An 11,217-nucleotide genomic window follows, 5' to 3' on the forward strand; every position below is an offset into this window, starting at 1 on the left:
TTAGGCAACTGGTTGCTTTCCATGGCGGCCCCCATAGCCTATAAGACGGCAGATTTGGGCTACAGGCGCAGCCCCCCGCTTTTGACTGGTTGAGGAAAATATGACAAAAAACACCCATGACGCAGATGTGGCCTTTATCCGTGCCCTTGCCGAATTGCTGAACGAAAACGACCTGACAGAGCTGCAGGTCAAGCGGGATTATGCCGAAGACGATAGCCTGAATGTGCGCGTCAGCCGCAAACCACCACAGCAGATCGTCGCCCCGCAGCAGATGCAAGCGGCCCCGGCCCCGATGGCATCCCCTGCACCTGCCGCCATGGCAGCCCCCGAAATTTCGGAAAACAGCGACCCTGCCAGCGACCCCGGTGCGGTGATATCGCCGATGGTCGGCACGATCTACATGCAGGCAGAACCCGGTGCGCCGTCCTTTATCAGCGTCGGCACCCGCGTGGCCGAGGGCGATACCCTGTTGATCGTCGAAGCGATGAAAACCATGAACCACATCCCGGCCCCGCGTGCGGGCACGGTCAAACGCATCCTTGTGGATGATGGTGCTGCTGTCGAATTTGGTGCCCCCTTGGTGATCCTGGAATAAGGCGCTGAAAATGTTCAATAAAATCCTAATCGCCAACCGGGGAGAGATCGCATTGCGCGTGATCCGGGCCGCGCGCGAAATGGGCATCGGGTCGGTCGCGGTGCATTCCACCGCCGACAGCGACGCAATGCATGTGCGCATGGCGGACGAATCCGTTTGCATTGGCCCCCCGTCGTCGCAGCAATCCTATCTGTCGATCCCGTCGATCGTTGCCGCCTGCGAGATTACCGGCGCAGAAGCGATCCACCCGGGATACGGTTTCCTGTCCGAAAACGCGGGCTTTGTGCAGATCCTCGAGGATCACGGCCTGACGTTCATCGGCCCGACAGCCGCGCATATCCGCATCATGGGCGACAAGATCACCGCAAAGGACACGATGAAGGACCTCGGCGTGCCTTGCGTGCCCGGCTCTGACGGTGGTGTACCGACCTTGGAGGATGCCAAGCGCATCGGCGAGGAAATCGGCTATCCGGTCATCATCAAAGCCACGGCCGGCGGTGGCGGCAAGGGCATGAAAGTCGCGCAAACAGCGGCGGACATGGAACGCGCCTTCATGACCGCCCGTGCCGAAGGCAAATCAAACTTCGGCAATGACGAAGTCTATATCGAAAAATATCTGACCACGCCGCGCCACATCGAAATTCAGGTGTTCGGCGATGGCAAGGGACGTGCCGTGCATTTGGGCGAACGCGATTGTTCCCTGCAACGGCGTCACCAGAAAGTTTTCGAGGAAGCACCCGGCCCGTCCATCACGGCGGAAGAGCGTGCGCGCATCGGCAAGGTCTGCGCCGATGCGATGGCCAACATCAACTACATCGGTGCGGGCACGATCGAATTCCTTTACGAGAATGGAGAGTTCTACTTCATCGAGATGAACACCCGCCTTCAGGTCGAACACCCCGTCACCGAAGGCATCTTTGGCGTCGATCTGGTGCGCGAACAAATCCGCGTTGCTGCGGGCCATGATATGTCGTTCACCCAGGAAGACCTCAAGATCAACGGCCACGCGATCGAAGTGCGTATCAACGCCGAAAAACTGCCGACCTTCTCGCCCTGCCCCGGCAAGATCACCCAATACCATGCGCCTGGTGGTCTTGGTGTGCGGATGGACAGCGCGCTTTATGACGGCTATTCGATCCCGCCCTATTACGACAGCCTGATCGGCAAACTGATCGTACATGGCCGTGACCGTCCCGAAGCACTGGCGCGTCTGAACCGCGCCTTGGGCGAATTGATCGTCGATGGCGTGGATACGACCATCCCGCTGTTTCATGCGCTGTTGCAGGAAAAGGATGTCCTGACAGGGGATTACAACATCCACTGGCTTGAACATTGGCTGGAAACAAATCTGGGCAATGCCTGACCTGACACCGGAACTGCTGCTGCACGGCTACGCGATCGGGGTATTTCCCATGGCCGAACACCGCGACGACCCGGATATTTTCTGGGTCGATCCGCGGATGCGGGGCATTTTTCCGCTGGACGGTTTTCACATCTCCCGCAGTCTGGCGCGCACGATGCGCCGGACCGACTTTAGCATCACCGTCAACACGGCCTTCAGCGACGTCGTCGAGGGCTGTGCCGACCGCGCCGAGACGTGGATCAACGAACAGATCTTTGCGCTATATCTTGAATTACATGCACGTGGATCCGCCCATTCGCTTGAGGTTTGGGAAGGGTCCGATCTGGTCGGCGGCGTTTACGGCGTCACGCTGGGGGCGGCATTTTTCGGGGAAAGCATGTTTTCGCGGCGCAGCAATGCGTCGAAAATTGCGCTAGCCTGTCTGGTTGACCGGCTGCGCCGCGGTGGTTTCACCCTGTTCGATACGCAGTTCCTGACCGAACATCTGGCGTCCCTCGGGGCGATCGAAGTTCCCCGTGCGGCTTACCACGACCTGCTTGACGACGCTCAACAGCGCAGCGCCAGCTTCGTGGCACCTGCGCCTGCCACCCCTCAGGAAGTGGTGCAGCGGATGGCCCAGATATCGTAGCGTGGATGTTCCAGCGCAGAAAGCGCTGGCGAGGATGCGATCATCCAGCCCGAAAACAGTTTGTCATCGCGACCCGTCGTCTTGATCTCTAGTTCGACATAGGCGTCGCCAGCGGGATTGCCCTTTGGAAAGCGACAGTCCGTCATCAACACGTCCAGATTGCCAACATGGGCCGTCTGCCCCCGGAACATGACGATGTCCTGCGCGGCACCTGACACCTTGTCCAACGCACGCAACACCCCGCCGGGGGCGCTGGTGGCCTCCTCCGCATGCAGAGGCGATGAAAGAACAGCAAGCAAGATCAATAGTTTGCGCATCAGTTATCCCCTTGACCGGATACGAATTTCAACAAAAGCGAGATCAGGCTGACAGCACCTTGCGTGTCGCTGATCATATCGCCATTCGAAAAGTAGAACGGCGAACCGCCAGGCACGATTTCCATGTAATTCCCGCCCAACAACCCTTCGGAAGACACCACAAGCGCGCTATCGTCAGGAATTTCAATCCCGTCATCAATCGAAACCACCGTATCGGCACGGTACGTCGTCGGGTTCAGCGTAACATCGGTGACCTTGCCGATCTTGACCCCGGCAAGACGCAGGTCGGTGCCCACGTCGATGCCTTCAAGACTGCGAAAACTGGCCTGAAGCGCATATGTATCGCGCGCCCCCGTCAGGCCGGCGGCCTGCCCCGCATAAAGTGCAAACCCGATTGCAGCGGCCAGAACGACACCGCCCACCATGATTTCGGGCAGGTCTTCGCGCATGGCTTATTCCGGGCTCCAAGCCTCGTAATCGCCGCGATCTTTGGGATGTTCGCGGCGGATGGACCCGGCAGGCGCATAGGCCAGCGGGGTACCGGTCAGGTTTTCCTGATGCGGCTTTTCCCACGCTTTATGGACCAAAGGCTTGTCTTCGGGTGTCTCGTCCCATGTCCGGTGCAGCCAGCCGTGCCAATCAGGGCTGATCCGCGAGGCCTCTGCCTCGCCGTTGAAGATAACCCAGCGTTTGCTGTCATCGGCATTGCGATAATAGATATTGCCTTGGGCATCCTCGCCCACTTTGGTGCCCTTGCGCCAAGTAAACAGTTGCGTGTTCAGCGTCTGGCCGTTCCACCAGGTCGCGCTGCGCAAAAGAGAAGTGAGAATGCCCATGAAGGTCTCCTGAAGCTTTAGATTGTCTATGCCCCATCGGCGCGCCTACGTCCAGTAGCCGGTGGGCAGGTGCCCGCCGTTTTTGTGGGTCTGCCTGCGCAATGCCGCCAGAATCTACGGAAAATTGGCAATGTTCGACCAAGAATGTAAAATCTTCGACTTTCCGGATGGGTGACCCACATGGACGACTGATGCCTCGCCCTATGATTGGGTCTCATAGCAAGGGCACGCATCCTCGCGCGCCCTTTCTTGCGTCATGTTCAAGCAGCAGGTGCCAGGGCGGTCACTTCGATCTCAATCCGATATTTCGGGTCAATCAGGCCGGTTTCAATCATCGTGGCGGCGGGCGGATTGGCCCCGAATGCCTCTGACAGGATCGGCCAGCAGGGTTCGAATTCGGCGCGGTCCGGCAGATAATAGTTCACGCGGACGACGTCAGCCAGCGAGGCCCCCGCTTCCTTGAGCGCGGCGTCGATTGTGGCAAGGGCGGCGCTGCACTGTTCTGTGACGGTATCGCCCTGCCCGACGGTGCCGGCAACGTGGATGAAACCACCCGCAACGACCGCACGGCAATAGCCGATCTTCGCCTCGAACTCTCCACCGGAATAAATACGCTGTACCATCTGTTGTCCTTTCAGATCACTGTTTCGCCTGACAAATCCGTTGTCCCGCCAAGCGTCAAGTCAAAAGAGTTTCGGAAGGCCAAATGCCTGGCCTCCAACGAAAAAGGCGCGCCGTTTCTGGCGCGCCCGGTTCAGAATTCATGCGTTGGATTTAGCCGGCCGTCGCAGGTTCCTTGTCGGCCTCGGCGTGGATCATCAAAGGCGCGGCATCAGACATCACCGCCTCTTCGTTCACGACAACTTCGGTCACGGTGTCCATACCCGGCAGTTCGAACATCGTGTCCAGCAAGATGTCTTCAAGGATCGACCGCAAACCGCGCGCGCCCGTCTTGCGTTCAATCGCACGTTTTGCAATTGCGGCAAGCGCATCATCCGTGAAGGTCAGCTGCGTGTCTTCTATCTCGAACAGGCGCTGATATTGCTTCACAAGCGCGTTCTTGGGCTGCGTCAGGATAGTAACAAGCGCGTCTTCGTCCAGATCCTCGAGCGTGGCGAGAACTGGCAGACGACCCACAAATTCGGGGATCAGACCGAATTTCAACAGGTCTTCCGGCTCGAGATCGGTAAAGATCTCGCCGATGCCGCGGGCGTCCTTGTCACGCACGTCAGCGCCAAAGCCCATAGCCGAGCCTTTGCCCCGCGCTGCAATGATCCGGTCCAGACCGGCAAAAGCACCGCCGCAGATGAACAGGATGTTCGTCGTATCCACTTGCAGGAATTCCTGCTGCGGATGCTTGCGCCCACCCTGCGGGGGCACGGAGGCGACCGTGCCTTCCATCAGCTTCAGCAACGCCTGCTGAACGCCTTCGCCCGATACGTCACGGGTGATTGACGGGTTTTCGGACTTGCGCGTGATCTTGTCGACTTCGTCGATGTAGACGATGCCGCGCTGCGCACGTTCGACGTTATATTCGGACGATTGAAGCAGCTTGAGGATGATGTTTTCAACGTCCTCGCCGACATACCCCGCCTCGGTCAGGGTGGTCGCATCGGCCATCGTAAAGGGCACATCCAGAATGCGTGCCAACGTCTGCGCCAGCAACGTCTTGCCGCAGCCGGTCGGGCCGATCAGCAGAATGTTGGATTTCGCCAGCTCGATGTCGCCGCCCTTCTGGGCGTGGTTAAGCCGCTTGTAGTGGTTGTGCACCGCCACAGACAGGACCTTCTTGGCCATTGCCTGACCGATGACGTAGTCATCAAGGACATCACAAATGTCTTTCGGGGTCGGCACACCATCGGTGGCCTTCAACCCGGAGGCCTTGGTTTCCTCGCGGATGATGTCCATGCACAGCTCAACGCATTCATCACAGATGAAGACGGTCGGGCCCGCAATCAGCTTGCGCACCTCGTGCTGGCTTTTACCACAAAAGCTGCAGTAGAGAGTGTTTTTGCTGTCGCTGCTCGAAGTATTGGCCATTTCAACCCTTTCAGGTCTGTCGTTTGATCTTGCCCGCCACTTGGGCGTGCACTTAGGTCTTGTTCCCGGCCAGCTTAGGCCAGCGGTGCGCGGTCCACAATCGCAAAATCATTGACCGCGCACGCCTTGTTTACTTGTCTTTTTTGTCGGCGCTCGGGTCGTCCATCTTGCCGCGGTTTTCAACGATCTCGTCGATCAGGCCCCAGTCTTTTGCCTCTTCGGGGGACATGAAGTTGTCCCGCTCAAGGGCTGCTTCGACCTTTTCCAGCGACTGACCGGTGTGTTTCACATAAATCTCGTTCAGGCGCGTCTTGAGCTTTTGCGTTTCCTGTGCGTGAATCATGATGTCGGTCGCCTGCCCCTGGTACCCGCCGGACGGCTGGTGGACCATGACGCGGCTGTTGGGCAGCGAGAAACGCATGCCCTTTTCACCGGCTTGCAACAGCAACGACCCCATCGATGCGGCCTGTCCGATCACCAGCGTCGACACCTTTGGTTTGATGTACTGCATGGTGTCGTAGATCGACAGACCGGAGGTGACGACACCGCCGGGGCTGTTGATATACATCGAGATTTCCTTGGACGGGTTTTCCGCCTCAAGGTGCAGCAGCTGTGCGACGATCAGCGACGACATGCCATCATGCACCGGACCGGACAGGAAAATAATCCGTTCTTTCAGAAGTCGCGAAAAGATGTCGTAAGCGCGTTCGCCCCGGCTGGTCTGTTCGACCACCATTGGGACAAGCGTGTTCATGTATGTTTCATAGGGATCGTTCATAAAGCCTGCCTGATTGTGCCGTTCACGGGACCATACCCGCGAAACCCTTACCTACAGATTAGTCTCGCCCAACTTGGGGTTCAAGGGGGGCTGGCCTATCGAGTTGATCCTGCACGCCGGGGAACTAGATCGCGCCCTATGACAAATGCATTAACATTCTTTGAACCGACCCGCACCGCAGGCCTTGAACGGCTGCGGAATTTTGCCCCCGATGCCGGACGACACTATGGTGAAAGGCGCAATTACTTGGGCACGGCCAAGAACCCCGGCGCGGTTTCGGCCTTGTCGCCCTATCTTCGCACAGGGTTGGTATCGCAATCCGAAGTGCTGCGTACCGTTCTGGACCAGCACAGCGCAAAAGACGCAGATCGCTACATCGCCGAAGTGCTTTGGCGCAGCTACTGGCAAGGGTGGCTGGCCTTGCGCCCAAGCGTCTGGGACGCCTATCAGGCTGATCTGAAACGCCTGCACAACGCGGTGCAAACTCAATCCGGATTGCGTCAACGCTGGGAAAACGCCTGTCTGGGACAGACCGGAATAGCCCCGTTTGATGCTTGGGCAAATGAACTGGCCCACAGTGGTTATCTGCACAATCACGCCCGCATGTGGTTCGCGTCGATCTGGGTGCATACCCTTGAATTGCCGTGGCAATTGGGCGCAGATTTCTTTTTGCGGCACTTGCTGGATGGCTGTCCTGCCTCGAACACGCTGGGGTGGAAATGGGTCGCCGGCATCCAGACCATCGGCAAACCCTACCTCGCCACGCAGGAAAATATCGAAAAGTTTACCGAAGGCCGGTTTGCAAAGGTTCCCGGCCTTGCGACGCAGGCGGCACCCATCCCCGCGCCGCCGCACCCAGACAGGATGCCACTGTGGAACACGGGCCAGCCGGACCCTGCCCTGCACAGCGGGTTGATCCTGCACGAGGACAACCTGAACCCAACCCATGTCCTGGATGCTGCAGGACCGATCGCAGGCCATGTGACAGTGATGGCCACCGCCGATCAGACGCCTTGGCAGATGGCACCTCATGTGCAGGCGTTCAGGGGACAGGCCGCGCAAAACATGCAAAACCTGCTGGCCGACCGGATTGGTCCCGCTGGACCCGCGGTGACATCCGCACTCGCGCTGAAGCAATGGGCGCAAGATCATGGATTTGCGCAGCTTGTCACAGCGGACGCGCCGGTTGGCCCGACGAAAGCCCTGTTCGACGCCTATGACCGCCTGCCGGATGCGCCGCCCTTGGTCCGCATGCGCGCGCCCCTTGATGCCGACGCATGGCCGCTGGCCACCGCAGGTTTCTTCAAGTTCCGCAAACATATTCCTGCATTGCTCGCGCGCCTGTCATAGCTGCGGATGTCACAAAACTTTCATCAAGTGTGCACAAGACTGTGACAAACTTTGAGGATTTAGGGCATGATCGAATACACCAACTGCAGGAGCAGCCATGACCCGGCGCGACATCATCAACGACCCCATGATCGGAAACAAGGCCGAAGCCTACGAGGCCTTTGACGACATCCCCACGAACCCCAATCTCGGGCACACGATCGGTGATGTGATCAATGCCCGGTACGGCCGCCGCGACATCCTGCGGGGCATGCTGGGGGTCACTGCGACAACAACGCTGTTTGGCACCTCGGCGCTGATCGCGCCCAGCCAGGCACAGGCCGCAGCGCACGGCAGCCGCTATGCGTTCGACGAACTGACCTGGGGCAACGACGAGACGCATCACGTGGCCGACGGCTATGATGCCAATGTGTTGCTGCGTTGGGGTGACCCCATCACCGCAGATGCGCCTGAATTCGACGTTATGAACCAGACAGCCGCCGCACAGCTTAAGCAGTTCGGCTATAACAACGACTACGTCGGATTTGTGCCGCTGAACGAAGACGGCAGCCGTGGCCTGCTGTGTGTGAACCACGAATACACCAACGAAGAGGTCATGTTCCCCGGCCTTGGCCGTCAGGACAACGTTGAATTTTCCGGCATGACGCCCGAGCTGATCGACATTGAAATGGCCGCCCATGGCGGGTCGGTCGTTGAAATCGCCAAGGATGGGTCTGGCACGTGGCAGGTCGTGCGCGACGGCAAGATGAACCGCCGGATCACCCCGCTGGACACAGAAATGACGCTGGACGGCCCCGCCGCAGGGCACAAGCGTCTGCAAACCAATGACGATCCCACCGGCACCAAGGTCATCGGCACGCTGAACAACTGCGCCGGTGGCCTGACCCCTTGGGGCACATGGCTGATGGCCGAAGAAAACTTCCATGGCTATTACTGGACCGACAATCTGGATGCCGAAGGCAAGCCCGTGATTGATCCCGCCAGCAGCGAAGCCGCCTCGCAGAAACGCTATGGCGTGCCGGGGATGTGGTACGCCTGGGGCCAGAAATACGACCGCTTCAACATCGACAAAGAACCCCACGCGCCCAACAAGTTCGGCTGGGTGGTCGAAGTGGACCCGATGGACCCGACCTCGACCCCGGTGAAACACACCGCCCTTGGCCGTTTCCGCCATGAAGGGGCCGAAACAACCGTGTCCAGCGACGGCCGTCTGGTGGTCTACATGGGCGACGACAACCGCTTTGACTATCAGTATAAATACGTCTCCGGCGGCAAGGTGTCCGACGACCGCGCAGCCAATTCCAAACTGCTCAGCGACGGCACGCTCTATGTGGCGCGTTTCGACGAAGACGGCACTGTCGCCTGGCTGCCGCTGATCCACGGTGAAGGTCCATTGACCGCAGAAAACGGGTTCAACGACCAAGGCGACGTGATGATCGACACCCGCATGGCGGCGGATTTGCTGGGGGCCACCCCGATGGACCGCCCCGAAGACGCGCAACCGCGTGGCGATGGAACGGCCTACATCATGCTGACCAACAACACGAAGCGCAAAGACGATCAGCTGAACGCTGCGAACCCCCGTGCCAAAAGCAGTTTCGGCCACATCATCGAAATCAAGGAAGACGGCGGCAACCACGCCGCCACAAAAGGCACATGGTCGATCCTCGTCAAATGCGGCGATCCCGCGCTGGCCGAGGTGGGCGCGCAATGGAACCCCGAAACGTCGGAAAACGGCTGGTTCGGCAGCCCTGACAACTGCGCCATCGACGCCGACGGGCGCTTGTGGGTCAGCACCGATCAGGGCGGCAGCTGGGACAAGACCGGCAAATCCGACGGTCTTTATGCGGTCGAAACCGAAGGCGACGCCCGCGGCACGTCCAAGCTGTTCTTCCGCTGCCCCGTCGGCGGCGAAATGTGCGGCCCCTACTTTACCGATGACGGCGAGACATTGTTCGTCGCCGTGCAGCATCCGGGCACGGACGGGACCAAGAACCTTGCCGGGTTTGAACGCAACAGCACCTTCGAAGACCCTGCCACCCGCTGGCCAGACTTTGATCCGGCCATGCCACCGCGCCCTGCGGTCGTGGTGATCACAAAACAGGGCGGCGGAAAAATCGCCGTCTGATCAGGGTTTGGTCGTCGTTTGACCGTACCCCTCCATTATTGTCACGAAAGAAATTTTCAAAACGCGATGCGCCCAAAGATCACTCTTTGGGCGCAATTCGTTTGTATAATCTCTGTCAGGCGTGACGCTGCCAGACCGGCATCAGCCTTCTGACAGGCAGTCGACAAAGGATTGTGCAAGGCTTTGGATCAATTCGGGATAAAGCGTCGGCCCCAAGGTCAGCGATGCCCCCAACGGGTCAAGAGCCGCGGTTTTCAGCGTCCCTTCGCCATCCAGTGCCGCGACCAGACCGGGGTTGAACTGGGGTTCCGTAAAGATGCAGACCGCCTGCGTCTCGGCGATCACGTCGCGCAGTTCGCTCAGCCGTGCGGCACTGGGGGCGGCACCGTCGCTCAGAGAGATCGCGGCGCTGGCTTCGGTCCCGAAACGTCCTTCGAAATAGTGATAGGCATCGTGAAAGACGACAAAAGGCCGCCCTTGCAAAGGCTTTAGCTGCGTTTCGATCGTCGCGGTCAAACGCGCCAGATCTGTCTGCCCCTTGGCCGCATTGGCGCGGTAGGTGTCGGCATGATCGGGGTCAAGCCGGATCAAGGCGTCTGATATCGTGCCCAACCAGGCGGAGGCATTCACAGGATCAAGCCAGAGATGCGGATCAAATGCAGCAGGTGCATCGTGGTCATCATGTTCGGCCTCGTCGCCATGCGCCTCTGCCCCATGCGCATCAGTGCCATGATCGTCATGATCGTCATGCCCGTGATCATGCGCCTCGAACGCCACGCCGCTGCGGTTCTCCAGAACCTCGGTCCCGGCGCTGTCCTGCAATGTCAGATGGGTGGCGTTCGGGGCCAGCGTTTCAATCGGCTCGGCCAGCCACGGGGTCAGCACGGGTCCGACCCAGACCACCAGATCGGCCCCTGCCAATGCACGCGCCTCGGACGGGCGCATCGCATAGCTGTGGGGCGTGGCCCCCGGCGGAATCGTCAGATCAGGGCTGCCGACCCCTTCCATCACCAACGCGACCAGCGCATGGACCGGTGCGATATCGGTCGAGACCCGCGGGACATCGGCCCCCGCCGTCGAAGTCCACAGAAAAGTTGAGGCACAAAGAAGCCAACGCATAGAATTCACCAAGATTGTTATAATATAACTCTTGTTAGAGTGGATGTTATAACATATCAAGAC

The 11,217-nt window shown here is 59.3% G+C and carries 12 protein-coding genes; 5 read left to right on the forward strand and 7 right to left on the reverse strand.

Going from position 1 to position 11,217, the window contains the following annotated elements:
* The first annotated feature begins 100 nt into the window (after positions 1–100).
* Genes accB through aat form a run of 3 tightly spaced genes read left to right on the forward strand, consistent with a single transcriptional unit; the run spans position 101 to position 2,586 of the window.
* Positions 101–595: an acetyl-CoA carboxylase biotin carboxyl carrier protein gene (gene accB / locus RGAI101_RS05015; RefSeq protein ID WP_008226425.1), complete on the forward strand. Its 495-nt coding sequence runs from the start codon at positions 101–103 to the stop codon at positions 593–595.
* Positions 596–605: 10 nt separating this feature from the next.
* Positions 606–1,958, forward strand: coding sequence for an acetyl-CoA carboxylase biotin carboxylase subunit (accC, locus tag RGAI101_RS05020; RefSeq protein WP_008228056.1), 1,353 nt, complete (start codon positions 606–608; stop codon positions 1,956–1,958).
* Positions 1,951–2,586, forward strand: coding sequence for a leucyl/phenylalanyl-tRNA--protein transferase (aat, locus tag RGAI101_RS05025; RefSeq protein WP_008225239.1), 636 nt, complete (start codon positions 1,951–1,953; stop codon positions 2,584–2,586). Before accC ends, aat begins: the two co-directional genes overlap by 8 nt.
* Here aat and RGAI101_RS05030 read toward each other — a convergent pair.
* The 6 genes from RGAI101_RS05030 to RGAI101_RS05055 all read right to left on the reverse strand — a co-directional run bounded on the left by RGAI101_RS05030 (position 2,550) and on the right by RGAI101_RS05055 (position 6,557).
* A complete protein-coding gene (locus RGAI101_RS05030) occupies positions 2,550–2,903 on the reverse strand; it encodes a DUF2155 domain-containing protein (protein ID WP_008225994.1) in 354 nt (117 codons plus the stop codon). The two genes, aat and RGAI101_RS05030, sit on opposite strands and share 37 nt — an antisense overlap.
* The gene (gene mlaD / locus RGAI101_RS05035) at positions 2,903–3,352 is read right to left on the reverse strand and encodes an outer membrane lipid asymmetry maintenance protein MlaD (protein ID WP_008227026.1); all 450 of its coding nucleotides are present in this window, start codon (positions 3,350–3,352) and stop codon (positions 2,903–2,905) included. The genes RGAI101_RS05030 and mlaD overlap by 1 nt, the downstream gene beginning before the upstream one ends.
* A 3-nt stretch (positions 3,353–3,355) precedes the next feature.
* Positions 3,356–3,739, reverse strand: coding sequence for an NADH:ubiquinone oxidoreductase subunit NDUFA12 (locus RGAI101_RS05040; protein WP_008229295.1), 384 nt, complete (start codon positions 3,737–3,739; stop codon positions 3,356–3,358).
* A gap of 260 nt (positions 3,740–3,999) precedes the next feature.
* Positions 4,000–4,362, reverse strand: a complete 363-nt coding sequence (locus RGAI101_RS05045) for a RidA family protein (RefSeq protein WP_008227496.1) — start codon at positions 4,360–4,362, stop codon at positions 4,000–4,002.
* A 151-nt stretch (positions 4,363–4,513) separates the two neighbouring features.
* Positions 4,514–5,779 carry an ATP-dependent Clp protease ATP-binding subunit ClpX gene (clpX, locus tag RGAI101_RS05050; protein ID WP_008228584.1) on the reverse strand — a complete coding sequence of 422 codons (1,266 nt, stop codon included), beginning with the start codon at positions 5,777–5,779 and terminating at the stop codon, positions 4,514–4,516.
* Positions 5,780–5,909: 130 nt separating this feature from the next.
* Positions 5,910–6,557, reverse strand: a complete 648-nt coding sequence (locus RGAI101_RS05055) for an ATP-dependent Clp protease proteolytic subunit (protein WP_008225307.1) — start codon at positions 6,555–6,557, stop codon at positions 5,910–5,912.
* A 138-nt stretch (positions 6,558–6,695) separates the two neighbouring features.
* Between RGAI101_RS05055 and RGAI101_RS05060 the strand changes: the two genes are divergently transcribed.
* Both RGAI101_RS05060 and RGAI101_RS05065 read left to right on the forward strand, forming a co-directional pair.
* Positions 6,696–7,907 carry an FAD-binding domain-containing protein gene (locus RGAI101_RS05060; protein WP_008226029.1) on the forward strand — a complete coding sequence of 404 codons (1,212 nt, stop codon included), beginning with the start codon at positions 6,696–6,698 and terminating at the stop codon, positions 7,905–7,907.
* A gap of 97 nt (positions 7,908–8,004) precedes the next feature.
* On the forward strand, positions 8,005–10,035 hold the full coding sequence (locus tag RGAI101_RS05065) for a PhoX family protein (RefSeq protein ID WP_008226884.1): 2,031 nt from the start codon (positions 8,005–8,007) through the stop codon (positions 10,033–10,035).
* Between the two features lie 141 nt (positions 10,036–10,176).
* Here RGAI101_RS05065 and RGAI101_RS05070 read toward each other — a convergent pair whose 3' ends face one another.
* Complete coding sequence (locus RGAI101_RS05070; RefSeq protein ID WP_008224996.1) at positions 10,177–11,154, reverse strand: zinc ABC transporter substrate-binding protein; 978 nt, start codon at positions 11,152–11,154, stop codon at positions 10,177–10,179.
* Positions 11,155–11,217 lie beyond the last annotated feature (63 nt).

It is taken from the genome of Roseobacter sp. GAI101 (assembly GCF_000156335.1).
Taxonomy (GTDB): Bacteria; Pseudomonadota; Alphaproteobacteria; order Rhodobacterales; family Rhodobacteraceae; genus Sulfitobacter.